Origin of the sequence: Mesorhizobium sp. M0276, from assembly GCF_040321755.1 — a bacterium.
Classification (GTDB): Bacteria; Pseudomonadota; Alphaproteobacteria; order Rhizobiales; family Rhizobiaceae; genus Mesorhizobium.
This window is the reverse complement of the sequence record NZ_JAMYSC010000031.1, coordinates 20,913-46,835: the sequence shown is the minus strand read 5'-3', so window position 1 is coordinate 46,835 and position 25,923 is coordinate 20,913. Positions and strand designations below refer to the sequence as shown.

Genomic DNA, 25,923 nt, shown 5'->3' with positions numbered 1-25,923 from the left:
GAAGGTTATGGCCGGCTTTCATGTCATGGCGGACGCACGTGGAATGCACGTGCAGCCAGCAGTGCGGCGCATTACCACGTCGGACCTTTGGGATGCACTGCGCCTCGGCGCCGAGGATTTCTGGGCAAAGCCATCGCATTACGTGTTCCTGTGCCTGATCTATCCCATAGTCGGCCTGATCCTGACGCGGTGGACGTCGTCTGGCGCCAATGCCATCCAGCTCATCTACCCCCTGATGTCGGGTTTCGCGCTGGTTGGGCCGTTTGCCGCGATCGGCCTTTACGAGATCAGCCGCCGGCGCGAGCTCGGCATGGACACCTCCTGGTGGCATGCCCTTGACGTGCGCCGCTCGCCGGCGATTCCGTCGATCGTGGTGATCGGGGTGATGCTGGTCGCGCTGTTCCTATTGTGGCTGTACACCGCCCAGTCGATCTACACTGGCCTGTTCGGCGATCGGCCCCCGTCCTCGATCGGCGGCTTCGTCCGCGAGGTGCTGACGACCAGCAAGGGCTGGACGCTGATCCTTGCCGGCAATGCTGCGGGTTTTGTCTTCGCCGCGGTCGTGCTGGCCACCACCGTGATTGCCTTCCCGCTGCTGCTCGACCGCGATGTCGGCGCCGTTTCGGCCATCGAGACCTCAGCGCGGGCGGTCATGACCAATCCGCTGCAGATGGCGCTGTGGGGCTTGACGGTTGCCGTGCTTCTGGTGATCGGCTCCATCCCGCTGTTCGCCGGACTGGCCGTAGTCATGCCGATCCTTGGTCATGCCACCTGGCACCTCTACCGCAAGGTGGTCGAGCCGGAGCGGGCGGAGCAGACAAGGCGGCCGATGTAACGAAGCGCTCTCAGCGCTGCGCGTCGGTTGCCATCTTCAGTGCGAGTGCCGCCAGCACGGTGCCCATCATCCAGCGCTGGATGACCAGCCACAAGGGCCGTCCGGAGAGGAAGGTGGCGATCGAACCGGCGGTCACCGCGATGATGGCATTGACGGTGAGGCTGATCGTGATCTGCGTGGCGCCCAGTACCAGAAGCTGCGACAGGACATGGCCTTTGCCCGGGCTGATGAACTGCGGCAGCAGCGACAGATACAGCACGGCCACCTTCGGGTTGAGCAGGTTGGTCATCAGGCCCATCGCGAACAGCTTGCGCGGCCTATCCCTTGGCAGTTCGCGCACCTGGAATGGCGAACGCCCGCCCGGCTTCACCGCCTGCCAGGCAAGCCAAAGGAGATAGAGCACACCGGCAAAACGCAGCGCGTCATAGGCATAGGGCACGGCGAGCAGCAGTGCGGTGATGCCGAAGGCCGCCGCCAGCACATAGAAGAGAAAGCCGAGCGCCACGCCACCGAGCGAGATCAGCCCGGCCTTCGGCCCTTGCGACAGGGAACGCGAGATCAGATAGATCATGTTGGGGCCCGGCGTCAGCACCATGCCGAGGCAGACCAGCGCGAAGGCGAGATGATTGGCGGTTTCGGGCATCGGTTCGTTCCCCTGCCGTGGGTACGTGATCCCGCGAGCCGTTGAGATGTGCCTGTCCCGGCAGGCGCGCGCAAGAGCAGGGTTGCGCCAGCCGTTGCGCCAGTTGGTTGCCGATGCCTCTGATCAGCCGACGATGTGGGTCAAATGTTCGGAGGCGTCTCTCATTTCACGAGAGTAATACGGCGGCTGGCATACATCTCGCGATTTCCAAGAGCGGCCGTGCAATCCGTTCTGACGGATGAGTTTCCCGTCATCTGCACGGTCTTGCCAACAAGCCTCAGGCAGTCGCCGTGGCCGCTCATATCCGAGTTGCCGGCGTAGGAAATGGGAGCGTCAGGCGCATAGACGAAACCGCTGATCACGGAATTTGCGCCGCCATTCAGCGTCAGGGCGGACGTGTTCCCGCGATCCTCGAAAATGGTGATGCCGGCGTAGGGGCCGCTGGTCGGCGGGGAAAGGTTCACCTGCTCATTGGCGTTTATGTAGATCTGTGCGCCCTCCATGAGGAATATAGTCACGCCCTGGCCGGTCAGGCTACCGTTGCCTCCGGGCTTGATGGCGGTGCCGCGCAGGATGTAGACGCCCGGATCAAGTGTGATGTTTCCCGACAATGTTTTGTCGCAATAGGTGCCGGGTGACAGCCTGTAGGTCTTGCCGTTCCCGTTCGGGACCGGCAGACACAATGTGAAGGGAGGAGGGACGACGTCGGCCAAAGGATCAAACGACGCATATTGATGTTCGAGCGGCGTTCCACAGGTGAGATTGGCGTTGGGTAACGAAAGGCCGGAAGTGCCGCCGACGGTCGAGACGCAGCCCGCTGAAACCAGCGCGGAACCGCCTCTGTTCACAGCATCGGACGCATCGGAGTTTGCCGCGATCACGCAGTTGGTCATCGAGACATTGGTCGAGCCCTGCAGGCTCACGGCGGCCGATGCCTGCGGATCGAGCGCCAGCACGCAGGCTTGCGCGCCGGGTTCCAGTTTGACCGAGGCGGAGCGGTGAGCCGGCCAGGACGGCGCGCCGCGGATAAAGCTTGCTCGGCTGATGCTGGAGGAAACCGAAATGTAGTAGGCGCTCGCGTCCCGGCTGGCTGCCGCCGAAAAGTTGGAGACGCTGCCCGAATATTCCTGCTGGTCGGCGGTGCTCATGTTGGCCGAGAAAAATGTCAGCCCGAGCGCCCGGACATCACCTGCCGTCATGCCGGGCGAGTACTTCGTGCCGACGGCGAGCCCAGCCGCGTCCAGTGAGTTCTGCAATTGCGCGGCGTCGTCGCTCGTGCCCACCAGATCCATGATGCCGGCCACGCCGACCATTATCGGCAGCATCGCTATGGCGGTCGCCAAGGCAAAGTTGCCGCGCCTGTCGCGCGCGAATCTGAGGATCATCGCCTTCAGCATCCCTGCCCAGAAGCCAGTTTTCGGCATGACAATGCTGACAAAATGCTAAATTTCATGTTGCTGGATGCCTCAAAGGCCGGCCAGCTTATTGATGGTTCGTTAACCATGCCGGCTCCGACGGCGCAGTAATGCGCCGCTGTGACAACTCTCTGAAGCGGCGAAAACATTGGCGCCGCGCTCCTTTGTGCGAGGCATCCGCTACCGCTCTCGCGACCACGCCGAAAGCGGGTGACAGGCCGGGGCGGTTCGGCTAATCCGAACCGGCTGCGGCGAACCGTCGGCCGTGGTGCTCGTGGTGATCATGACTGAAGGAAATGGCATGGCGGATTCGCCTGAAATCATCGGCTCGCTCGAAGACGTGTCGGAGACCTATTCGGCAATCCTGTGCGATGTCTGGGGCGTGGTCCACAATGGCGAGAGCCATTTCCCGGTGGCGGCCTCGGCGCTTGCGAGGGCTCGAGACGTAGAAATCCCCGTCGTCCTGATCACCAATTCGCCGCGCAGAAGTGCCGATGTCGTGACGCAGATGAACGCGATCGGCGTTCCACTATCAGCCTACGACCGGGTGGTCACGTCGGGCGACGTGACCCGGGATTTGATCGCCGAAGGCCCGCGCAAGATTTTCCATATCGGCGCTGACCGTGACTTCACCCTCTATGAAGGTCTCGACGTCGAACTTGTCGAGGAATTCGAGGCGTCCGGCGTCGTCTGCACCGGTCTATTCGATGACGAGGTTGAGAAGCCCGAGGATTACACCGAGCTTCTACGGCGGCTGCGCGCCAGGAACCTGCCCTTCATCTGTGCAAATCCCGACATCGTGGTCGAGCGTGGCGAACGCCTCATCTGGTGTGCCGGCGCGCTGGCACGCGATTATGCCCAACTCGGCGGCCGCACTTTGATCGCCGGAAAACCCTATGCGCCGATCTACAACCTCGCCATGAAGGAGGTTGTGGAGCTTCTCGGCCGGCCGGTCGAGCGCGGCCAGGTGCTGGCCATCGGCGACGGAATGATGACGGATGTGAAGGGCGCCGCCGACAATGGCTTCGACGTTCTCTATGTCTCCGGCGGTATCCATGCCCGCGACTATGGCGACGCACTGCAACCGGATCCGGCAAGGCTGGCGGCCTTCCTGGAAAAGCATGGATATCGTCCGGTGGCCGTCATTCCCAGACTGCGGTAGGTGACTATGGCAGCTTTCCAACACATTCTCGCAACCGCCCCGCTGCCCGCCGACCTGCGCGGCGGCGTGGTGGCGATCGGCAATTTCGATGGCGTCCATCGCGGCCATCAGGCGGTGCTCGAGCGGGCATTGACTGAAGCCGGGCGGCGCGGGGTGCCGGCCCTGGTGCTGACATTTGAACCGCATCCGCGCAAGATTTTCAGGCCCGATATACCGTTGTTCGTGCTGACGCCGCCGCCGATGAAAGCGCGGCTCCTGTCCCTGCTGGGTTTTGCCGCGCTCGTCGAACAGCCGTTCACACGCGACTTCGCCTCGCTGTCGGCAGAAGCATTCGTGACCGATGTGCTGGAAAAGAACCTTGGCATAACCCACTCAGTGACCGGGTTCGATTTCCATTTCGGCAAGGATCGTCAAGGCGGTCCGGCCTACCTGATGGCAGCCGGAGAGCGTCACGGCTTCGGCGTCACGCTCGTCGACGCCTTCCGTGACGAGGGCGCCGAGGTGATCTCGTCCAGCCGCATCCGCGGGTTGCTGAGCGAGGGCGAGGTGGCTGAGGCCGCCGGACTGCTCGGCTATCGCTTCACCGTCGAAAGCGAGGTGGTCGGCGGCCAGCAACTCGGCCGCACACTTGGCTTTCCGACCGCGAATATGAGGCTGTCGGCCGAAGCCGCCCTGAAGGAGGGTATCTATGCCGTCAGCTTTCGCCGCGCTAACGGCACGCTTCACGACGGTGTCGCCAGCTTCGGCCGTCGCCCGACGGTCGACGACAATGGTGCGCCGCTGCTGGAAACCTTCGTCTTTGATTTCTCCGGCGATCTCTATGGCGAGATCTGCCGGGTTTCCTTCTTCGGTTTCCTGCGTCCCGAGGTGAAGTTCGAAGGGCTCGATGCGCTGGTCGCGCAGATGAGGCGCGATGAAGCCGAGGCGCGCGCGCTGCTTGCCGGCGTCAAACCGCTCTCCGACCTTGACGCAGCCATAGCCTTTTGAAGCATGATCCCGAAAAGTGGGAACCGGTTTTCGGACCAGATCATGCGCAAACGGGACACTACCTTTTCAGCGCCAAACCGACGGCAATGAAGGTCCAGCCTTGGAAGATCAGGTCGATCGCCAGGAAGAGCCCGAGCACCCACAGGCTGTTGACCGGCCAGCCCATGGCGATGATCAGGCCGGCAAGTGCACTGATGACACCGGCCGCGACGACCCAGCCCCAGCCGCGTTGCGGCCGGTGGCTGTAGCCGACCCATGCCCTGAGCACGCCTGACGCGACCAGCGCGATCGCCAGCAGGAACGTCAGCACCGCTGAAGCAAGCAGCGGATTGTTGAAAGCGAAGATGCCTGCGACGGCATAGAGCAATCCGCTGAGCAGCCAGTAGAAGAAGCGGCCCCACGTCTTGACCCCGAACGCATGCACGATCTCGATGACGCCCGCCACCAGCATCAGCCATCCCACGACATAGACCGAAGCCACCGTGGCGATGAACAGATTGCCGAATGCAATGCCGCCGAAGATGAGCAGCAGCACGCCGAGCGCGACAAACCACCCCCATTTTGTCCGGGTCTGTTCGATCGCGATTTTCAAGGCGTCGCCATTCAGGGTCATTGTCGCGGTCTCCACCAAGGGCTGCGGGATGCTGCCGGACGTTAGTCCTGGCGCCGGTCAGCGTCCAGTCGATGGCCGGCAGTGAGGGATCGTCGCAAACCGCGTGCGGATGTCTCGGGCTTAAATCAAATTTTACCAAACGGCCGTCAAAGCTGTCATCGGTAGCCGTGGGCGTCGTGTTAGTGGAGTGGCCATGAGTCCGGTCGGAAAAATCTCTCTGGTGTTGGCCGCAGCGCTGCTCGGTTGGGCGGGCGCTGCCAATGCGGGCGAGGGCAGCTGGTTGTCCGGTGACTGGTATCTGACAGTTGGCGCCACGGGCATGGTGGCGCCGAACTTCGAGGGCGGCAAGAAGTACCTGCTCAGCGCTTCTCCGATCATATCGTTGGGTAAGGCCGGACCGGCGGCACGTTTCACCTCGCGCAACGACAACATCTCGCTGGCGCTGGTCGACGATGGCAGTGTCCGTGCCGGCCTGACCGGCAAGTTCCTGTTTTCCCGTGACGATGACAACGCCGATGAACTGAAGGGCCTCGATCCGGTGGGCTGGGGCGGCGAGGTTGGCGGCTTCTTCGAATTTTATCCGACCGATTGGTTGCGTGCCAGCGCCGAGCTTCGCCACGGCATTCGCGCTCACAACGGCTTTGTCGCCGACATCGCTGCCGACGCCTTCTACGATGTGACGCCAACCCTCAGGATTTCGGGCGGACCGCGCGTTTCTTTCGCCTCGGCCAACTATTTCGACGCCTATTATGGCGTCAATGCGCAGGAAGCCGTGGCCTCGGGCCTTAGCGAATATCACCCTGGTGGCGGCCTGAAATCGACCGGCCTCGGCGGCGCCATAACCTGGAAGGTGACCGAGCCGATGACCGCCAGCCTGTTTGGCGAATATTCGCGCCTGATGGGACCGGCCGCCGATTCCAGCCTGGTCAAGGAACGCGGCGACCGCAATCAGTTCATGATCGGCGTGTCGACTACCTATCGCTTCGATTTCACGATGTAACGCTCAGTTCTCGCAAGCGCCTTGGCGTTGATGGTACCACAGGAAATTCTGTGCATTGGGTCCTACAAGCCAGGAACGGATCTGCCGTTCCAGCGTATCAAACATGCGCGGCATTTCTTCCACGGAGACTTGGTAGGTCACAACCGTCGTCGACAAGCTGGTTACATCCGTAAGAGCTAGGCCGAACAAATAGCTTTCTGCCTCGGTTGGGTGCATCATCTTTGCAAGAGGATCCTCGTAGACCCAACTGGTCGCGGTCCCGCCGAAAATCGTGAGGCCACCCTCATTTATGTAGACTTCACCTGCGGCAAGCGGCTCTTTGTAAACATAGAACGGCCCATCTTTTCTTATGGCTTTTTTTGAGTCCGGGCCAACTCCCACCCTGCTTGGGCTGCGGCAGAAGAGATCCAGCTTCGGTGCCCGTGTGTTGGCATCGATGGCCAGGACAGCGCCTCGTTTCCATTGCTCCATAGGCCATAGTTCATCCAATTTGATAAACACTGTGTCGACCTGACGAGGCTGTTCCGCCGTCTGGGGAGAATACTGCTTGTAGTCAAATCTCGGCTTTTGGTCGGGGTTTTCCGGGTCGAAAACCACGCGCACGCTGTCCGGAACGCGCAGCACAAGATCGCCAACCTGGATAAGTTGCGACGCGTTGGCTGCGAAAGAAGGAGCTACGCAAATTATCGTAGAGGCGGCCAATCGCGTCAGTAGGTTCTGCGCGGTGCTAACTTCATAGGTTCACCACAGAGGTCTCCAACACTTCGCCTTGCCTGATGCAGAATACGCTACACCAACCCCCAGTCGAAGATAGCCTCCGCGTTTTAACAAAGCCGGAAACGATGGCTGACGCTGAAATCCGCGCTTTATTCCTGCCCTGGCTTCGGCTAAAAGCCAGCCATGACCAGCTTTTCGCGCCTTTTCGCGATCGCGATACGAATTACCGGCCCGGTGTTCCGGGCGGCCTGAAGGTCGCCGGAACCGCCGGGAATCTTGGCGCGCGCCCTCGCGCTTTTTCCAACCGACATGCGTAAAAGTAAAGTTCAACGCCCGAGCTGCTTAGCCTCCGGGCAAATGCACATGGCAGACCAATGACCGATGCAGCGATGACCGACACCAAAGAAACGATCGATTATTCCAAGACGCTTTATCTGCCGCAAACGGATTTCCCGATGCGCGCCGGCCTGCCGGAGAAGGAGCCGCTGCTGGTCAAGCGCTGGCAGGATATGGACCTCTACCGCAAGCTGCGCGAGAGCGCGGCCGGCCGCACGAAATACGTGCTGCATGACGGCCCGCCCTACGCCAACGGCAACATCCATATCGGCCACGCGCTGAACAAGATCCTCAAGGACGTCATCACCCGCTCGTTCCAGATGCGCGGCTATGACTCGAACTATGTGCCCGGCTGGGATTGCCACGGCCTGCCGATCGAATGGAAGATCGAGGAGCAGTATCGCGCCAAGGGCAAGAACAAGGACGAGGTGCCGGTCAACGAATTCCGCAAGGAATGCCGTGAATTCGCCGCGCATTGGATTTCGGTGCAGGGCGGTGAGTTCCAGCGGCTCGGCGTCATCGGCGACTTCAAGAATCCCTATACGACGATGGCATTCCATGCCGAGGCGCGCATCGCCGGCGAGCTGTTGAAGTTCGCCATGTCGGGCCAGCTCTATCGCGGCTCGAAGCCCGTGATGTGGAGCGTGGTCGAACGCACGGCGCTGGCCGAAGCCGAGGTCGAGTACCAGGACTATGAGTCCGACACGATCTGGGTGAAGTTTCCGGTCGCCAGCCTCGTCCGCCCAATCGAAGGGGGCGAGACCAAACTGACGGAGGGAGCGCTCGATCTGCTGCAGGCCCATGTCGTCATCTGGACGACGACGCCGTGGACGATCCCAGGCAACCGGGCAGTCAACTATTCGCCGCGCATCAGCTACGGCCTCTACGAGGTAACGGCGGCCGAGAACGCGTTCGGCCCGCAGCCGGGTGAAAAGCTGATTTTTGCCGATGCATTGGCCGAAGACTCCTCGGCCAAGGCCAAGGTCACCCTGGATCGATTTCGCAGTGTTTCGGCGCAAGAGCTTGGAAGCCTTACGCTTTCGCATCCGTTCAAGGGGCTTAGCGGCGGCTACGAATTTGCCGTGCCGATGCTCGTCGGCGACCATGTCACCGACGACGCCGGCACCGGCTTCGTCCACACAGCTCCCGGTCACGGCCGCGAGGACTTTGACGCCTGGATGGATGCGGCGGTGGATCTGCGCGCACGCGGCATCGACAGCGCCATCCCGTTCACCGTCGACGACGGCGGCTTCTTCACCAAGGACGCGCCGGGTTTCGGACCGGACCGCGAGGGTGGACCGGCGCGCGTCATCGACGACAACGGCAAGAAGGGCAATGCCAACCAGGCCGTCATCGACGAGCTGATCAAGCGCAATGCGCTGTTCGCGCGCGGCCGGCTGAAACACTCCTACCCGCATTCCTGGCGGTCGAAGAAGCCGATCATCTTCCGCAACACGCCGCAATGGTTCGTCTATATGGACAAGGATCTCGGCGACGGCTCGACGCTGCGCAGCCGCGCGCTGAAAGCGATCGACGACACCCGTTTCGTGCCCGCCGCCGGCCAGAACCGCATCCGCGCAATGATCGAGGAGCGCCCCGACTGGGTGCTGTCGCGCCAGCGCGCCTGGGGCGTGCCGATCGCCGTCTTCGCAGATGCCGACGGCAATGTGCTGAAGGACGAGGCGGTCAACCAGCGCATCATGGACGCATTCGAGAAGGAGGGTGCCGACGCCTGGTTCGCCGCCGGCGCCAGGGAACGCTTCCTCGGCAATCACGATGCTTCCAGGTGGATGCAGGTGATGGACATCCTGGACGTCTGGTTCGATTCGGGCTCGACCCACGCGTTCACGCTGGAGGATCGTCCGGATCTGAAATGGCCGGCCGACGTCTATCTCGAAGGCTCCGACCAGCATCGCGGCTGGTTCCACTCCTCGCTGCTGGAAAGCTGCGGCACCACGGGCAGGGCGCCTTACGACACCGTCGTCACCCATGGCTTCACCATGGACGAGGACGGCCGCAAGATGTCCAAGTCGCTTGGCAACACCGTGGTGCCGCAGGACGTCATCAAGCAGTCGGGCGCCGACATCCTGCGCTTGTGGGTGGTGACGACGGACTATTGGGAGGATCAGCGCCTCGGCAAGAATGTGCTGCAGACCAACATCGACGCCTACCGCAAGCTGCGCAACACCATCCGCTGGATGCTGGGCACACTTGCCCATGACGATGGCGCGGAGGTGCCGCTGGAGAAAATGCCGGAGCTGGAGCGGCTGATGCTGCACCGGCTCTCCGAGCTGGATGAGATCGTGCGCGCGGGCTATGACGCCTTCGAATTCAAGCGCATCACCCGCGCACTGCTCGATTTCATGGTGGTCGAACTGTCGGCCTTCTACTTCGACATCCGCAAGGACGCGCTCTACTGCGACGCGCCGTCGAGCGTGAAGCGCAAGGCTTCGGTGCAAGTGGTGCGCCATCTCTTCGACTGTCTGGCGAAATGGCTGGCGCCGATGCTGCCCTTCACCATGGAAGAGGCCTGGCTTGACCGTCATCCGGATGCCGTCTCGCTGCATCTCGACCAGTTCCCGCAAATCCCGGCGGACTGGAAGAACGAGGCGCTGGCCGAAAAGTGGCGCAAGGTGCGGCAGGTGCGACGCGTCGTCACCGGCGCGCTGGAGATCGCGCGCGCCCAGAAGGTGATTGGGTCGTCTCTGGAAGCGGTGCCGGTTGTCACCATCAACGATGCGGCACTCGAAGCGGCGATATCGGATGTCGACATGGCCGAGATGGCGATCACCAGCGATCTGGTAATCGCTCATGGGCAAGCGCCTGCGGGAGCCTTCACGCTTGACGACGCCAGGGGTGTCGCCGTGGTGATCGAAAAGGCCGAGGATCGCAGCCTGGTGAAATGCGCACGCTCCTGGCGCTACACCGCAGATGTCGGTCAGGATCCGGAATTCCCCGACGTTTCGGCGCGCGATGCGGCGGTGCTGCACGAATTGAAGGCGCTTGGCCGGCTTTAACAGGCCGGCCAGCCAGGTTGATGTGTGCACAAATGCCACGCCGGGCGGACGAAAACCGCCCGCGCGTTGCCCTTAACGGCTGGTTGAGGTAAACACGCGAAACTCCGGAAGACAAATTGTCGCCGGATTTCAGTCGCAAGTGCGTGGACGATGGGGACCGGTCATAACACCGGTGGCAATCGAGAGGCTGTCTAGAGTGGGACTTTTTGGCATGACCGAGAGATATAATGCGCGCCTGGCGCTGCTGGCGCCGCTTGTCGCATCGGGCCTGGCTTTGTCCGGCTGCATGGGCTCTCCGACCTATGGCACCGACAAGACCGCCGGCGAACAGCTGGCCGGCGATCTGACCGGCGCCTTTTCGATCGCGCCTAAGCACAAGGAGCAGATCGACTACAAGCCGCGTCCGACGTTGGTGAAACCGGCGCCAGGCCAGAAGGAAGCGCTGCCGGCGCCGCAGGACAGCATCGAGACGGCGAGCGCCGAATGGCCCGAATCGCCCGAGCAGCGCCGCGCCCGCTTGCGCGCCGACGCCACCGCCCACCAGAACGACCCGGCTTACCAGTCGGAGATCGTCGACGATGTGCAGACCGACCCGGCCTCGGTGAAGAAGGCAATGGCGGATTCAGGCTCGAGCCACCCGCCGGCGTGGAGCCCCGCCGATTCAGACAAGGGTCGCGCCGCCGAGATCCAGCGCCGGCTTGCCGACAGCAAGCAGGGCGACCCGAACACCCGCAAATATCTGAGCGAACCGCCGGTGCAGTATCGTGTGGCAGCCGGCACGGCGCCGCAGAACGAGCTTGGCGAGGACGAGTACAAGAAGGAACGCCGCCTGAAGAAGGAGGCGGAGGGCAAGAAGGGCAGTGGCTGGTTCGACTGGCTGCCGTCGCTCTAAAAACGGACGGTCTGCGTTGCCTGCCGGTGACGGGCCTTGCGCCCGGTTCAGCCGCGCCGTTCCTGGAAAAATCCTTTGAGCAATAGGGCCGCTTCGGTCTCACCGATGCCCGGATAGATGTCGGGCGTGTGGTGGCAGGTTGGCGAGGCGAAGAAGCGCACGCCATTGACCACCGCGCCGCCTTTGTCATCGGCGGCGCCGAAATATAGCCGGCGCAGCCGGGCGAAGGAAATAGCGCCGGCGCACATGGCGCACGGCTCCAGCGTTACATAGAGATCATGGCCGGTCAGCCGCTCGGCTGACAGCTTGCGGCAGGCTTCGCGGATGACCAGCATCTCGGCATGCGCTGTTGGGTCGGCAAGCTCGCGGGTGCGGTTGCCGGCACTGGCAACGACCGTACCGCCGTAGGCGATGACGGCGCCGACCGGCACTTCGCCACGCAAGGCTGCCGCTTCCGCCTCTTTCAGCGCCATCGCCATGATATCCGGTCGCGTCACGCGGTGTCCATTCCTATTATCTCCTCGCCACCCCAGGCTTGGTTTTCGTTTGTCTTGCCGGAAAACCGGTCTCCACTTTTCCCTGACAAACTCTGATGATCCTGTTATTGAGCGCATCAACCCGAAAATCGGACTCGATTTTCGGAAATGATCATGCGCCAAATCAAAGTGCTACAGCGTTCGTTGCGCGCCCGAGAGGATGCGCCACGCTGTAGCAGCGCAAACGGACAAAGGCCACATGGACGACAACGACAAGAAATTCCGACCCAAGAAGGGTCCGGCCAGGAGCGGCTCGAAAGCAGCGGGACCCCGCAGCCGTGATGGCGCCGCCGGCAAGGGCGGCAAGCCGTCCTTTGGCGCCAAGAAACCCTACGCGCCGCGCGGCGATCGGCCGATGGCTGCCGAGAGCGAGCGGCCGAAGCGCGACTTCAAGGGCGGCGACAGGCCATTCAGCAAAGGACCGCGTCCCGAAGGCAAGCCTTTTGAGAAGCGTGAGGGACCACGCAAGCCCTACGCACCGCGCGGCGACCGTCCGATGGCGACTGAAGGCGAGCGCAAGCCCTATGAAAAGCGCGAAGGGCCGCGCAAGCCCTATGCACCGCGCGGCGACCGGCCGATGTCGGCTGAAGGCGAACGGCCGAAACGCGACTACAAGCCGCGCGAAGCCGGTCAGCGTGGCGCTCCGCGCGCCGAGAGACCATTCCACAAAGGCCCGCGCCCCGAAGGCAAGCCCTATGAGAAGCGCGAAGGGCCACGCAAACCCTATGCGCCTCGTGGCGACCGCCCGGCTGCAGCGGCAGGGGGCGGCGAAAAGCGCTTCGACCGTCCCAAGCGTGAGTTTGGCGACCGCGCGTCGCGCGACGCCGCTGACCGCCCGAAGCGCGATTTCGCTGATCGTCCCAAGCGCGACTTCAGCGATCGGCCGCAAACTGCATCCGGCGCCGGCTTCAGGCCGCGCCCGCATTCCGCGGAAGCGACGGAAGAGGCAGGCGAACGCATCGCCAAGCGGCTGGCGCGCGCCGGTCTGGCCTCGCGCCGCGATGCCGAGGAACTGATCGCCGCCGGTCGCGTCAAGGTCAATGGCCGCGCCCTGACGTCGCCGGCCTTCAATGTGATGCCTGATGACATCATCCATCTCGACGGCATGGAGATTCCGCCGATCGAGCGCACCCGACTGTTCCTGTTCCACAAGCCGGCCGGCGTCGTCACCACCAACCGCGATCCCGAGGGCCGCAAGACCGTCTTCGACGTGTTGCCCGCCGAACTGCCGCGGCTGATGACCATCGGCCGGCTCGACATCAACACCGAAGGGCTGCTGCTGCTTACCAATGATGGCGGCCTTTCGCGCGTGCTCGAACTGCCGGCCACCGGCTGGCTGCGCCGCTACCGCGTACGCGTCCACGGCAAGGTCGAGGAGAGCGCGCTTGCCGGCCTGCGCGAAGGTATTGCCGTCGACGGCGTCTTTTACGGCGCCATCGAAGCGACGCTCGATCGTGAGCAGGGCACCAATGCCTGGCTGACGATCGGCCTGCGCGAGGGCAAGAACCGCGAGGTCAGGAACATCCTCGGCTCGCTCGGCCTTGATGTGACGCGGCTGATCCGCATCTCCTACGGTCCGTTCCAGCTCGATGACCTCGCCGAGGGCCATGTGCTGGAGATTAAGGGCAGGGTGCTGCGCGACCAGCTTGGCGAGCGCCTGGTCGAGGAATCCGGCGCCAATTTCGACGCCGAGGTCACCAAGCCGTTTTCCAACAAGCCGGTGCGTCGCACCGAAATCCGCGAGCCGGAGCCGGAACGGCCGAAATTCACCCGTGACGGCGAGCGCCGTCCGATTGGCGAGGGCGGCTTGATCAAGAACCGCAAACGCCGCGAAGGCAGCCGCGACGAGGCGCTGGGCAAGCTATCGACCAGTCCCGACAGAAGCTCCGGACCGGAAAAGAGTTTCGGCGAACGCGGCCCGCGGCCCGAGCGCAGCTTTGGCGACAAACCCCGCGGCAATTTTGGCGACAAGCCGCGCGGCGGCTTTGGCGACAAACCGCGTGGTGCTTTTGGCGGCAAGCCCGGTGGCAAGAAATCCGAGCGCGAGCAGCGGCCGATCGAGCCGCCCGGCCAGCGCAAGGCCAATGTCTGGATGGCGCCGGGCGCGCGGCCGATCGGCAAGGGCAGGGCTGAAGCCGATGCGGCCAAGGCCGCTGACGCCAAGACGCGCAAGGCGTCGTTCAAGCCGTCCTATGGCAAACCGGCCGGCGCAAAGCCATTCGGCAAGCCGAGAGGCGAGCCGGGCGGCGGCGAGCGGCCGCGCGGCGGCCCGAAGGGTCCCAGAACGAAATGAGGCCCAAAGCGAGATGAGAATTGTCGGCGGTGAGTTTCGCGGGCGTCCCTTGGCGACGCCTCGCTCAAGCGCCATCCGTCCGACGACCGATCGCACCCGCGAGGCCGTCTTCAACGTGCTGGCGCATCGCTTCGCGGAGAAACTCGACGGAGCGCGCGTGCTCGACCTGTTCGCCGGCACCGGTGCGCTCGGGCTCGAAGCACTGTCGCGCGGTGCGTCCTACGGCGTCTTCATCGAGGAGTCGGCCGAAGGCCGTGGCCTGATCCGCGACAATGTCGAGGCCTTCGGCCTGACCGGCCGTACCAAGATCTTCCGCCGTGATGCCACCGGCCTCGGCGAGGCTGGCACGCTTGCGCCCTTCGGCCTCGTCTTCGCCGACCCGCCCTACGGCAAGGGTCTTGGCGAGCGTGCCCTGCAGTCGGCCAAGGCCGGCGGCTGGCTCCGTCCCGGCGCGCTGTGCGTGGTCGAGGAGGCCGCAGTGGCGCCCTTCGAGCCAGGCCCCGGCTTTTCCGTGCTGGATGAGCGCAGTTACGGCGAGACGGTGATCCGCTTCATCGAGGCGGGCTGATAGCTTTTGACGCCCGGCCTCTTTGCCGCCGCCTTTGACGGCAAGATGGCCAACAATTCACTTTGCTTGTGGTTCATGCCCTGCCTATCGTCTGCCAAGGAAATCGGAGCCGTTGATGACATCTAGGGCTGAATGGCTGCGCGGGACTCTGCTGGCGACCTCGCTGGCTTTCGTCATGACCGGCCCGGCGCTGGCCGAGAGCCTCGTCTTGCCCGATACGATTCCAGCCACGTTCAAGGTCACGGATTTCCTGCTCGACAACGGCATGGAGGTCGTCGTCATTCCCGACCACCGCGCACCGATCGTCACCCATATGGTCTGGTACAAGATCGGCAGCGCCGACGAGCCGCCGGGCAAGTCCGGCATTGCCCATTTCTTCGAGCACCTGATGTTCAAGGCGACGACCCATCATGCGGCCGGCGAGTTCGACCGCGCCGTCTCCGACATCGGCGGCTCCAACAACGCCTTCACCTCTTACGACTACACGGCCTTCCATGAGACGGTTGTGCCGTCGGCGCTCGAGCTGATGATGAGCTTCGAGGCCGACCGCATGCGCAATCTCATCCTCACCGACGATGTGATCAAAACCGAGCGCGACGTCATCCTTGAGGAGCGCCGCTCGCGCATCGACAACAATCCCGAGGCCGTGCTGGACGAGGAGGTCGACGCCACGCTGTGGCAGAACCAGCCCTATCGCATCCCGGTCATCGGCTGGATGCAGGAAATGCGGCAGCTGAACCGCACCGACGCCACCGCCTTTTATGACAAATACTACCGGCCCAACAACGCCGTGCTGATCGTGGCCGGCGATGTCGAACCGGACACGGTGCGGACGCTTGCCGAAAAGACCTATGGCAAGGTCGCGCGCGGCCCCGATTTACCGCCGCGCATCCGCCCGGTGGAACCGGAGCAGAACACCAGGCGCACGGTAACGCTCGCCGATGCCCGCGTCAGCGTGCCGAGCTTTTCCACCCAATGGGTGGTGCCGTCCTATCATTCGGGCAAGCCGGGCGAGGCGGAAGCGCTCGATCTGCTGGCGGAAATCCTCGGCGGCGGCAACCGCAGCCGGCTCTACCAGGCCCTCGTCGTGCAGCAAGGCATCGCCTCCAACGCCGGCGCCTATTTCCAGGGCACCATGCTCGACGACACCAATTTCACCATCTACGGCTCGCCGCGCGGCGATGCCAAGCTCGTCGATCTCGAGGCGGCGGTCGATGCCGAGGTGGCTCGCATCGTCAGGGATGGCGTGACGCCCTCGGAGCTGGCAAAGGCCAAGGACCGCTATATCAGGTCGATGGTCTTTGCCCGCGACAAGCAGGATTCCATGGCCAACATCTACGGCTCGACGTTGGCCACCGGCGGCAATGTGCAGGACGTCCAGCAATGGCCGGATCGCATCGGCAAGGTCACCGCCCAAGACGTCAAGGCCGTCGCCGCGCGCTATCTGGTGCTTGCCCGGTCGACGACCGGTTATCTCTTGCCGCAGCAACAGGCGGGGAATTGATTCGATGACGAACACGAACGCGATGCACGCCGGCGCGCCCTTACCTTCTCCCACAAGGGGAGAAGGCAGAGCGCTCGCCGCAATCGCAACGCTCTTCCTCTCCATCGTCTTCCTGATCCTGCCGGCACTTACGGCACGCGCCATGGACATCCAGTCCGTCACCTCGCCAAAGGGCATCACCGCTTGGCTGGTGGAGGATTATTCCGTGCCGATCGTCGCCATCCGCTTCGTCTTCGGCGGCGGCTCGACGCAGGATCCGCCGGGCAAGGAAGGGTTGGCCAACCTGATGACCGGCCTGTTCGACGAAGGTGCCGGGCCGCTCGACTCGGAAGACTTCCAGATCAAGCTCGACGATGCCGGTGCCGAGATGAGTTTCGAAGAGAGCCGTGACGGCACCTACGGCTCGATGCGCATGCTGGCCGAGCAGCGCGACGAGGCGTTCGACCTCCTGCGGCTGGCGGTCAACGAGCCGCGCTTCGACCAGTTGCCGATCGATCGCATCCGGGCTCAGATACTGTCCGGCATCATCGCCGGCGAGAACGACCCCGATACTGTCGCGCAGAGCAAATGGGCGCGGGCACTCTACGGCGACCACCCCTATTCCCGCTCGGACGAGGGCACCAGGGAGAGCATCGCCACCATCAAGCCGGACGACCTGAAAGCCCTGCATAGGGCGGTGTTCGCGCGCGGCGGGCTGCATGTCGCCGTGGTCGGCGCCATCGACCCCGAGACGCTGAAGAAGAAGCTCGACATGGTGTTCGGCGGCCTGCCGCAAAACCAGGCGCTGAGCCCGGTGGCCGATATCGATCCCAAGCTGGCGCAGCATGTCGAGGTCGACTACGACCTGCCCCAGACCTCCCTGCAACTCGCCTATCCCGGAGTGAAGCGCAAGGCGGCGGATTTCTTTCCCGCCGTGCTGATGAACGAGATCCTCGGCGGCGGCACCTTCACCTCGCGCCTGTTCCAGGAGGTGCGCGAAAAGCGCGGGCTGGCCTATAGCGTCAACTCCTCGCTGATCAACCAGGACCACGCCAATGCGCTGATCGTCAGCACCGGGACCCGCTCGGACCGGGCGGCCGAGACGCTGGGTGTCGTCCGCGATGTGGTCAAGCAACTGGCCGATGAAGGTCCGACCGAAGCGGAGCTGGCGGCGACCAAGAAATACATGATCGGCGCCTACGCCATCAATAACCTGGACTCGTCGAGTGCCATCGCCTCGACGCTGGTCGAGCTGCAACTCGACGGTCTCGGCATCGACTACATGCAGCGCCGCGCGAGCTACATCAACGCGGTGACGCTCGACCAGGTCAAGGCGGCGGCGAAAAAGCTGCTGACCACAGAGCCGACCATCATGGTCATCGGCCCGAAACTGGCAGGGGCCGGCAAGGGATGAGCCCGACCTTCGGCATCGCCTTCGGCGGCGGCGGTGCGCGCGGGCTGGCGCATATCCATGTCATCGAGGCGCTGGACGAACTGGGCATCAAGCCCGTGGCGATTGCCGGCTCGTCGATCGGCGCCATCATGGGCGCCGGCATGGCCGCCGGAATGACCGGCAAGGACATCCACGACTATGCCCGCTCGATCCTGGGCCGCCGCGCTGAAGTGGCGAGCCGCATGTGGCGGGCGAGGCCGGGCACGATCGCAGAAGCCATGCAGGTCCGCGTCAGCCAATTCAACGTCGAACGGATACTCAAGGCTTTTCTGCCCGAAGTCATTCCCGAAACTTTCGCCGAGCTCAAAATCCCGTTGAAGGTGACGGCGACGGACTATTTCGGCCACAAGCTGGCCGTCTTCGACGATGGCGACCTGCACTCGGCACTGGCGGCGTCAGCGGCCATACCCGCCGTGTTCCGCCCGGTCATGCGCGACGGCAGGCTGCTGATCGACGGCGGCATCTACAACCCCGTGCCCTTCGACCTGATCGAGAACGACGCCGACATCATCATTGGCGTCGACGTCGTCGGCGCGCCGGTAGAGCTCGACCGCAAGCACCCGACCACCGTCGACCTGATATTCGGCGCCACGCAGCTGATGATGCAGTCGATCATCGCCAACAAGCTGAAGCAATGCCGCCCCGACATCCTGGTCCGCCCGGCGGTTTCGAAATATCGGGTGCTCGATTTCCTGAAGGTCGACGCCTTGATGAATGAGACGGTTGACATCAAGGACGAGCTAAAGCGGCAGGTGGAGAAGGCTATGGAGGCGCGGCTTGGCGCTGCCGTCAAAGCGAGGCGGGGAAAGCTGATCGGGTGAGGGTGCATCCCCCAGATTCGATCTGGAAGGAAAGAGGCTCCAACCGATTTACGATTTCGCCGCCGCCAGCGCATACTCCAGCGCCACCACGCCGTTGTTGAATGGCTTGGCGGAAACCAGTTCGAGCGAGATCGGCTCGCCGACTGGAAACAGCGGCTTGCCCTGGCCGACGGCGCCGGGATAGCTGAGCAGCCTGACGCGGTCGACCAGGCCATGGCGCAGCAATTCCTGCGCGACGCTGAGGCTGCCATGCACATAGATGTTGCCGCCATTGCCTTGCTTCAGCGTCCTCACCGCGTCCGGCAGGGGTCCCGTGAGTAACTCGGCCGGTTTCCAGTCGAGCACCTTCAAACTGGTCGACGCGACATATTTCGGCAGCGCGTTGAACCGGCCGGCAAAATCTCCGGTTTCCTTGGGCCATGAGCCGGCAAATATCTCATAGGTCGCGCGCCCCAAAAGCATGGCGCCGCTGTCGGCAAGTTCGTCCTCCTTGAACCTGTTCATCTCGTCGTTCCAGGTCACACTGGGCAGCTTCTCGACCTCGGCTATGCCATCGACGCTGATAAATTCGGTGACGATAAGTTTTCGCATGGCGCTCTCCTTCATTGGTCAAAGGACGAACCGCGCGGCCTGCCTGCGACACGCTTCGTGAAAAATAGCGCGGCGCTTTGTCGTTTATGCCAATGCCAAAGACACGCATTGACCTCAACCGGCCTGACGGCGCCACGCAGCTGATGATGCAGTCGATCATCGCCAACAAGCTGAAGCAATGCCGCCCCGACATCCTGGTCCGCCCGGCGGTTTCGAAATACCGCGTGCTCGATTTCCTGAAGATCGAGGCGTTGATGAACGAGACGGCTGACATCAAGGACGAGCTGAAGCGGCAGGTGGAGAAGGCTATGGAGGCGAGGGCTGATGCCGCCGTCAAAGCGAGGCGGGGAAAACTGATCGGGTGAAGATGGTGGCGTGCCGGTAAGGCTGACGCCTGTTCTGCTTGCGGACCTGGCCTAAGCGAACAAAAGGCTGGGAACGGTCGCATTTGACCCGATGCGGCCATAGGCGAGTTCACGGCCGAACGGCGGCAAGGCGCCGCAAGTTTGCCGTAGGGATCGCATTTGGGCTTCCTGAGAGCAGACGTCGTCTGCAGCTTCACTGGAGGTCAAGCAGTCAACTATTGGCAATAATGCGGGGAGCGCGCAGGATTGTCCAAAGGGCCTTCGCCTGCTACAGGACATTTGCGCGATGAGTCAATTTGGTGGCGAACCAGTTCGTGATCCTGCACACCTTGGCTTCGACAAGGCGCGGCTGGCGCGACTGAAGCGGTGGATGCAGCGATATGCCGACACAGGGCGCTGGCCGGGTGGTGCGGTGCTCATCGCGCGACATGGAGAACTCGCCTTTTTCGACTGCGCCGGGCACGCCGACGTCGAAGCCAAGCGGCCTTGGCAGCGCGACCTCATCGCCCGCATCTACTCGATGACCAAACCTGTCACCGCCGTCGCGCTGATGATGCTGTACGAGGAGGCGCGTCTGCATCTCGACGATCCGGTCGAAGCTTACCTGCCGGAATTCAAAAACAGGCAACTTCTGATACCGGGCGCAACGTCGCTGGACCAGACAGTGCCCATCAAGACGAAGATGACGATCCATCATCTGCTGACCCACACATCTGGCCTAAGCCTTTTTACGAACCCCCGACTGCTCGGTGAAGCTTATGCCAAGGAAAAACTCGGCCTCGCCCTTGCTTACGGTGGGCTCGACAAAATGGTGCGCAGGATCGCCGAGCTGCCATTGGAATGGGAGCCGGGCACGAAATGGCAATACAGCACCGGGTCCGATGTCATCGGCCGAATCGTGGAAGTCGTTTCCGGAATGACGCTGGACAAGTACTTCGCGACCCGCATCTTCGAGCCCCTCGGCATGACCGACACCGGCTTCTCTGTGCCGGAGTCTGAGATCAGCCGTTTTCCCCCGCTCTATGAGGCTACGGCTGGCGGCATGGCATTGCGCGAAGCGCCCGAGGATTCAGAGTGGCGGCAAGGCAAGGTTGATACGTTCTGCGGCGGAGGCGGGCTCGTCGGAACCATCGACGACTATTGGCGGTTCACCGAAATGCTGCGGGCTGGAGGTGAACTCAACGGCGAACGCATCCTCAGTCCCCGCACTTTGAGATTGGCGGCGTGCAATCACCTACCGGGAGATCTTGCCTCGATGGCAACCGAAGTTTGGGCCGAAACCCAGTTTGACGGCGTCGGGTTCGGTCTGTTGGGCTCTGTTGTCCTCGATCCGGCTAAGGCACAAATTTCGGCGCAAGTCGGCGACTATGGCTGGGGCGGGGCGGCAGGCACCTTCTTCTGGGTAAGCCCGGTCGACGACATGGTTGTCATTCTCTTCACGCAACTGCTGCCTTCAAGCGCCATTCCGGTGCGCAAAGAGCTGCGCGCACTCGTCCACGGTGCGTTGACAGGGGCCTGAGACTCGTCGACAGAAACTGCGCGGAGCAACCCTGCTGCTTAGCAAGCTGGGCCGGCTCGGCTTCGTCGTGCTCGATGAGCTCTTCGCCCAACCCTCTAGGCAGTTGCTCTTCCATCTCATTGCCTCAACAGGGAAGGTCGAAACCCTCTTGGTCCGCCAATCCCGCCGATTGCACGCTGCGGTGCGATATTCTGCAAGATAGCCACCCAACCACCGACGATAGCCGCATTGCTCTCGACAAGAGCACTCCTGCCGCAGACCACCTAGCTAGCTGGCAGACACTTGGCTGATCCCGGCATCGACCCAGGCACGCGTCTGCTCAAGCACTTCATCCGAGAGCGCGGGATCGTCGATCGCCCGGGCGAGGATCACTGCCCCCACCATCGCCGCAAAGCTTCCGATCGCCGCGCGGCGTCTGTCCGCCGCATCCAGCTTCGGGAGCGCCTTGCCAATATGGTCGATCTGCGATCGAAGGCCCTCTGTCATGGCTGAGCGGGCAGCCGGGGTCTGATGGCGGACAGCCGCGGCAAGACCCGCCGTCGGACAGCCGCCGGCGGCGTTGTCGCGATGACGGGGCGAAAGATAGGACGCCACATAAGCGCGAAGATCGCTCCCTCCACCTGAGTCCGCGGCGAGGACGTGGGCAAGGGTCTGCGCGATCAGGTCGTCCTTCGAACTAAAATGACCATAGAAGCCGCCATGGGTGAGCCCGGCGGCTTTCATTACTTCCGCCACGCTGACCGCGTCGAACCCCTTCTCGCGAAACAGTCGGCTGGCCGCATCCAATATCCGGTGACGGTTCTCCGCCATCTGCTCTCGACTGACCTTCATTTCAAAATTCTCCGTCGGCCCCGTTGACATTTACATGATGCCCATCATATTTAGCAGCAATCATGATGATCGTCATGAATATAGGTTCCATCAGAGAAAAGAGCAATGCCATGACCACCATTCCATCAGTCCTCATCACCGGCGCCTCCACGGGCATCGGCGCTTCCTATGCCGAACGGTTCGCCCGCCGCGGACACGACCTCGTGCTGGTTGCCCGTGACGTGGCACGAATGGAGGCACTGGGAGCCCGGCTCCGTCAGGAAACTGGCGTTGCGATCGACATCATCCAGGCTGATCTTACGCAGCCTGCCGAGCTTGCAACGGTAGAGACGAGGCTGCGCGATGACGCCCGCATCGGGATTCTCGTCAACAATGCCGGAACAGCCATCGGCGGAAGCTTCATCGAGCAGAGCACCAATGACGTCGCCCGGCTCGTTGCGCTCAACACGACCGCGCTTCTGCGACTTGCCAGCGCCATCGCCCCACGACTTGCGAAGGCAGGTGCAGGGGCGATCGTCAACATCGGTTCCGTGGTCGGGTTGGCGCCGGAGTTCGGCATGACGGTCTACGGCGCAACCAAAGCCTTCGTGCTGTTCCTGTCGCAGGGGCTCAGCCTCGAGCTTGAGCCGACGGGCGTCTACGTCCAAGCCGTGCTACCCGCCACGACGCGAACCGAGATCTGGGGCCACGTCGGCGCCGACATCAACACGCTCTCCAACGTCATGGAGGTGGACGATCTGGTTGACGCGGCGCTGGTCGGCTTTGACCGCCGCGAACCGGTGACCATCCCGCCACTTCCCGATGCCGGTCAGTGGGACGCGCTTCAGGCTGCGCGCCAGGCCATGCTTCCGAACTATCGGAACGAACATCCCGCTGAGCGGTACCGCAAGGTCGCCTGAGCACCAATGAATCCATCTGATAACGACCTCGTCGCGGCGGGGACAAACAAGGTGACCTATGACCAACAAAGCACTTTTTGAGCCTTATTCTCTCGGCTCGCTGACGCTCTCCAATCGTATCGTCATGGCGCCCCTCACACGCAATCGCGCTGGCCCGGGCTTCGTTCCGGGCGATCTTGTCGCCGAGTATTACGGCCAGCGGGCCTCCGCCGGCCTGCTGATCTCCGAGGCCACGCAGATCTCGCGGCAGGGACAAGGTTACCAAGACACGCCCGGCATCTACTCCCAGGCTCAGATCGACGGCTGGCGCAAGGTCACGACAGCCGTGCACGCCAAGGGCGGGCGTATCTTCCTGCAGCTCTGGCACGTCGGCCGCGTCTCGCACGTCGATCTGCAGGAGAACGGCGCCGCGCCCGTGGCGCCCTCAGCAATCCGGGCCGCGACCAAGACGTTCGTGAACAACAGCTTTGTCGAGGTTTCGGAGCCCCGCGCGCTGGGGCTCGACGAGCTTGCGGGGATCGTCAACGATTTCCGGCAAGCAGCCGCGAACGCCATTGAGGCCGGTTTCGATGGCGTCGAGATTCATGGCGCCAACGGCTATCTGCTGGACCAGTTCGCCAAGGACGGTGCCAATGTCCGCACCGATGCTTATGGCGGATCGGTCGAGAACCGCGCCCGGCTGATGCTGGAGGTTGCGACTGCGGTGGTCGAGGAGATCGGCGCAGAGCGCACCGGCATCCGGATTTCGCCCGTCTCGCCCGCCAACGGCGTCTCGAGCAGTGCCCCCCAGGCGCAGTTCGACTATATCGTCGATCAACTCGACGCTTTGGGCATCGTCTATATCCATGTCGTCGAGGGCGCCACGGGCGGATCGCGCGATGTCGCGCCGTTCGACTTCGGATCGCTCCGCCGGCGCTTCAACAATACCTATGTCGCCAATAACGGCTATGACCTCGAACTCGCGGCGTCGCGGCTCGCCGAGGGCAAGGCGGACCTGTTCGCCTTCGGGCGCCCGTTCATCGCCAATCCTGACCTTGTGGAACGGCTGAAGACGCGCACTCCGCTGACGGAATTCAACTCGGCGACGCTCTATGGCGGCGGCTCCGCTGGCTATACCGACTATCCCGCGATCGCCGCCTCAAGCCGCCCATGAGCTATCGGAGGGCGGCGGCTGCGAGGCAGCCATCCCACGTGACAGCAGCCCCTCAGTCCTTGGCCCGCTCCACATAAGCCCCATCGGCCGTCATCACCACCACGCGGGTGCCCGGCGCGATGTGCGGGGGCACCAGCGTGCGCACGCCGTTGGACAGCACGGCCGGCTTGTAGGATGAGGAGGCCGTCTGTCCCTTGGTCGTCGGCTCGGTTTCGACCACTTCGAAGGTAGCGCGCTGCGGCAGCACCAATGAAATGGCAATGCCGTTGAACTGTGACAACTGCACGGCCATGCCTTCCAGAAGGTAAGGCGCCATGTCGCCGACCACGGCTTCCGACACCGCTACCTGGTCGTAGGTTTCCGGGTTCATGAAGTGAAAGCCTTCGCCGTCGCGATAGAGGAAGGTGTGCTCGCGCTCTTCGACATAGGCGCGCTCCACCTGTTCGGTGGTGCGGTAGCGCTCCGAAACCTTCACTCCGTCGCCTATGCGGCGCATGTCGAGCTGCGTCACTGGCGTGCCCTTGCCTGGATGGATGTTTTCGGCAAAGAGGATCACATAAAGCTTGCCGTCCTTTTCGACGACATTGCCTTTGCGGAGCGAACTGGCGATGACTTTCACCACGGTTTTAAATCCTGCGATAGTTGATTGGCGTTTGCCGGCTTGTGCGGCGCTGGATGGGGGCCTACCGCATCTTGGCCGCCGCCGCCAGCCCCCTCCACCATGATCTGGGCCCCATGACCGAAGCTTCACCCTGGTGGACGCCGCATGTCCATGCCGACCGCCGCCCGCGGCTGATGCTGCGCAATGCCATCGCCGCCAGCCTGCGCGACTGGTTCGCCGCCCATGATTTCGTCGAGGTGGAAACGGCGGCCCTGCAGGTCTCGCCCGGCAACGAGGCGCATCTGGCGGCCTTCGCCACGGAAGCGATAGGGCCGGACGACGCGCGGTCGCCGCTCTATCTCCACACCTCGCCGGAATTCGCCTGCAAGAAGCTGCTTGCCGCCGGCGAGCAGCGCATCTTCAGCTTCGGTCCGGTCTACCGCAACCGCGAGCGCGGCCCCTTGCACCATCCCGAATTCACCATGCTCGAATGGTACCGGGTCGGCGAAGGCTATGAGAGCCTGATGCGGGATTGCGCCGCCTTTCTGGCGCTGGCCGCGACAAGGGCAGGGGCGACGCGCTTTTCCTTCCGCGGCCGAGACTGTGATCCGTTCGCCGAGCCGGAACGGCTAACGGTTGCGGATGCCTTCACCCACTATTCCGGCATCGATTTGCTGGCTACGGTCGCCGCCGACGGCGGCACCGACCGCGACGCGCTGTACGCCGCCTTGACCCGGGCCGGCCTGCGCACCGCACCCGACGACAGCTGGGCCGACCTGTTCAGCCGGGTGATGGTGGAGAAGGTCGAACCGTTCCTCGGGCAGGGGCGGGCGACCATCCTGTGCGAATATCCTGTCGCCGAGGCGGCGCTGGCGCGGCCGAGCCCGATCGACCCGCGCGTTGCCCAGCGCTTCGAGCTCTATTGCTGCGGCGTCGAACTCGCCAACGGCTTTGGCGAACTGACCGATGCCGAGGAGCAGCGCCGGCGCTTTGTCATCGAGATGGATGAGAAACAGCGCATCTACGGTGAGCGCTATCCGCTGGACGAGGATTTCCTCGCCGCCCTAGCCATCATGCCGCAGGCCAGCGGGATCGCGCTCGGCTTCGACCGGCTGGCGATGCTGGCGACCGGCGCACAGAAGATCGAGGACGTCATCTGGACGCCGGTCGCGGCGCCCTGAATCACTCGGTAG

At 63.3% G+C, this 25,923-nt stretch carries 23 protein-coding genes and 1 pseudogene; 16 read left to right on the top strand and 8 right to left on the bottom strand.

Translation table 11 applies throughout. The annotated features are described in order from the left end of the window. Positions 1-7: 7 nt before the first annotated feature. On the top strand, positions 8-835 hold the full coding sequence (locus NKJ01_RS23150; RefSeq protein ID WP_352731261.1) for a DUF2189 domain-containing protein: 828 nt from the start codon (positions 8-10) through the stop codon (positions 833-835). A 10-nt stretch (positions 836-845) separates the two neighbouring features. Here the strand turns inward: NKJ01_RS23150 and NKJ01_RS23145 are convergent, their stop codons facing one another. After that, entirely contained in the window at positions 846-1,478 is a 633-nt protein-coding gene (locus NKJ01_RS23145) for a LysE family translocator (RefSeq protein WP_023762294.1), read from the bottom strand. Between the two features lie 161 nt (positions 1,479-1,639). Then, the gene (locus NKJ01_RS23140; RefSeq protein ID WP_352731258.1) at positions 1,640-2,875 is read right to left on the bottom strand and encodes a TadE/TadG family type IV pilus assembly protein; all 1,236 of its coding nucleotides are present in this window, start codon (positions 2,873-2,875) and stop codon (positions 1,640-1,642) included. A gap of 319 nt (positions 2,876-3,194) precedes the next feature. On the opposite strand from NKJ01_RS23140, the gene NKJ01_RS23135 reads away from it, so the two are divergent. Beyond that, positions 3,195-4,055: a TIGR01459 family HAD-type hydrolase gene (locus NKJ01_RS23135; RefSeq protein WP_352731255.1), complete on the top strand. Its 861-nt coding sequence runs from the start codon at positions 3,195-3,197 to the stop codon at positions 4,053-4,055. A 6-nt stretch (positions 4,056-4,061) separates the two neighbouring features. Continuing rightward, entirely contained in the window at positions 4,062-5,042 is a 981-nt protein-coding gene (locus NKJ01_RS23130; RefSeq protein ID WP_352731252.1) for a bifunctional riboflavin kinase/FAD synthetase, read from the top strand. A 58-nt stretch (positions 5,043-5,100) separates the two neighbouring features. Here NKJ01_RS23130 and NKJ01_RS23125 read toward each other — a convergent pair whose 3' ends face one another. Then, positions 5,101-5,655 (bottom strand): HdeD family acid-resistance protein, encoded by a 555-nt coding sequence (locus tag NKJ01_RS23125; RefSeq protein ID WP_352731249.1) that lies wholly within the window; start codon positions 5,653-5,655, stop codon positions 5,101-5,103. 193 nt (positions 5,656-5,848) lie between these two features. Between NKJ01_RS23125 and NKJ01_RS23120 the strand changes: the two genes are divergently transcribed. Next, entirely contained in the window at positions 5,849-6,655 is an 807-nt protein-coding gene (locus NKJ01_RS23120; RefSeq protein ID WP_352731247.1) for a MipA/OmpV family protein, read from the top strand. Between the two features lie 3 nt (positions 6,656-6,658). On the opposite strand, the gene NKJ01_RS23115 is transcribed toward NKJ01_RS23120, so the two are convergent. Continuing rightward, entirely contained in the window at positions 6,659-7,279 is a 621-nt protein-coding gene (locus NKJ01_RS23115) for a hypothetical protein (RefSeq protein WP_352731244.1), read from the bottom strand. 482 nt (positions 7,280-7,761) lie between these two features. On the opposite strand from NKJ01_RS23115, the gene ileS reads away from it, so the two are divergent. Next, the gene (gene ileS, locus NKJ01_RS23110) at positions 7,762-10,725 is read left to right on the top strand and encodes an isoleucine--tRNA ligase (protein ID WP_352731242.1); all 2,964 of its coding nucleotides are present in this window, start codon (positions 7,762-7,764) and stop codon (positions 10,723-10,725) included. Between the two features lie 211 nt (positions 10,726-10,936). Beyond that, a complete protein-coding gene (locus NKJ01_RS23105) occupies positions 10,937-11,617 on the top strand; it encodes a hypothetical protein (protein WP_352598930.1) in 681 nt (226 codons plus the stop codon). A gap of 47 nt (positions 11,618-11,664) precedes the next feature. Here NKJ01_RS23105 and NKJ01_RS23100 read toward each other — a convergent pair whose 3' ends face one another. Beyond that, entirely contained in the window at positions 11,665-12,114 is a 450-nt protein-coding gene (locus NKJ01_RS23100) for a nucleoside deaminase (RefSeq protein WP_352731239.1), read from the bottom strand. A 238-nt stretch (positions 12,115-12,352) separates the two neighbouring features. On the opposite strand from NKJ01_RS23100, the gene NKJ01_RS23095 reads away from it, so the two are divergent. The 5 genes from NKJ01_RS23095 to NKJ01_RS23075 all read left to right on the top strand — a co-directional run bounded on the left by NKJ01_RS23095 (position 12,353) and on the right by NKJ01_RS23075 (position 18,771). Next, positions 12,353-14,446 (top strand): pseudouridine synthase, encoded by a 2,094-nt coding sequence (locus NKJ01_RS23095; protein WP_352731236.1) that lies wholly within the window; start codon positions 12,353-12,355, stop codon positions 14,444-14,446. 13 nt (positions 14,447-14,459) lie between these two features. Beyond that, positions 14,460-15,014 carry a 16S rRNA (guanine(966)-N(2))-methyltransferase RsmD gene (gene rsmD / locus NKJ01_RS23090; protein ID WP_031261126.1) on the top strand — a complete coding sequence of 185 codons (555 nt, stop codon included), beginning with the start codon at positions 14,460-14,462 and terminating at the stop codon, positions 15,012-15,014. A 115-nt stretch (positions 15,015-15,129) separates the two neighbouring features. Continuing rightward, entirely contained in the window at positions 15,130-16,518 is a 1,389-nt protein-coding gene (locus NKJ01_RS23085; protein ID WP_352598924.1) for a M16 family metallopeptidase, read from the top strand. A 22-nt stretch (positions 16,519-16,540) separates the two neighbouring features. Next, complete coding sequence (locus tag NKJ01_RS23080; RefSeq protein ID WP_352731327.1) at positions 16,541-17,911, top strand: M16 family metallopeptidase; 1,371 nt, start codon at positions 16,541-16,543, stop codon at positions 17,909-17,911. Then, complete coding sequence (locus NKJ01_RS23075; protein ID WP_352731232.1) at positions 17,908-18,771, top strand: patatin-like phospholipase family protein; 864 nt, start codon at positions 17,908-17,910, stop codon at positions 18,769-18,771. Before NKJ01_RS23080 ends, NKJ01_RS23075 begins: the two co-directional genes overlap by 4 nt. A gap of 48 nt (positions 18,772-18,819) precedes the next feature. On the opposite strand, the gene NKJ01_RS23070 is transcribed toward NKJ01_RS23075, so the two are convergent. After that, positions 18,820-19,362, bottom strand: coding sequence for a dihydrofolate reductase family protein (locus tag NKJ01_RS23070; protein ID WP_352731229.1), 543 nt, complete (start codon positions 19,360-19,362; stop codon positions 18,820-18,822). A gap of 128 nt (positions 19,363-19,490) precedes the next feature. On the opposite strand from NKJ01_RS23070, the pseudogene NKJ01_RS23065 reads away from it, so the two are divergent. Both NKJ01_RS23065 and NKJ01_RS23060 read left to right on the top strand, forming a co-directional pair. Further along, positions 19,491-19,727: pseudogene (locus NKJ01_RS23065) on the top strand (patatin-like phospholipase family protein); the annotation flags it as partial. Between the two features lie 286 nt (positions 19,728-20,013). Beyond that, positions 20,014-21,246 carry a serine hydrolase domain-containing protein gene (locus NKJ01_RS23060; protein WP_352731226.1) on the top strand — a complete coding sequence of 411 codons (1,233 nt, stop codon included), beginning with the start codon at positions 20,014-20,016 and terminating at the stop codon, positions 21,244-21,246. 267 nt (positions 21,247-21,513) lie between these two features. On the opposite strand, the gene NKJ01_RS23055 is transcribed toward NKJ01_RS23060, so the two are convergent. Further along, complete coding sequence (locus NKJ01_RS23055) at positions 21,514-22,077, bottom strand: TetR/AcrR family transcriptional regulator (protein WP_352731223.1); 564 nt, start codon at positions 22,075-22,077, stop codon at positions 21,514-21,516. Positions 22,078-22,187: 110 nt separating this feature from the next. On the opposite strand from NKJ01_RS23055, the gene NKJ01_RS23050 reads away from it, so the two are divergent. Both NKJ01_RS23050 and NKJ01_RS23045 read left to right on the top strand, forming a co-directional pair. Then, the gene (locus NKJ01_RS23050; protein WP_352731220.1) at positions 22,188-22,976 is read left to right on the top strand and encodes an SDR family NAD(P)-dependent oxidoreductase; all 789 of its coding nucleotides are present in this window, start codon (positions 22,188-22,190) and stop codon (positions 22,974-22,976) included. Between the two features lie 58 nt (positions 22,977-23,034). Then, a complete protein-coding gene (locus NKJ01_RS23045; RefSeq protein ID WP_352598910.1) occupies positions 23,035-24,129 on the top strand; it encodes an alkene reductase in 1,095 nt (364 codons plus the stop codon). A 52-nt stretch (positions 24,130-24,181) separates the two neighbouring features. On the opposite strand, the gene efp is transcribed toward NKJ01_RS23045, so the two are convergent. Beyond that, positions 24,182-24,751 (bottom strand): elongation factor P, encoded by a 570-nt coding sequence (gene efp / locus NKJ01_RS23040; protein WP_023762108.1) that lies wholly within the window; start codon positions 24,749-24,751, stop codon positions 24,182-24,184. Positions 24,752-24,864: 113 nt separating this feature from the next. On the opposite strand from efp, the gene epmA reads away from it, so the two are divergent. Beyond that, entirely contained in the window at positions 24,865-25,911 is a 1,047-nt protein-coding gene (gene epmA, locus NKJ01_RS23035) for an EF-P lysine aminoacylase EpmA (protein ID WP_352598906.1), read from the top strand. Positions 25,912-25,923 lie beyond the last annotated feature (12 nt).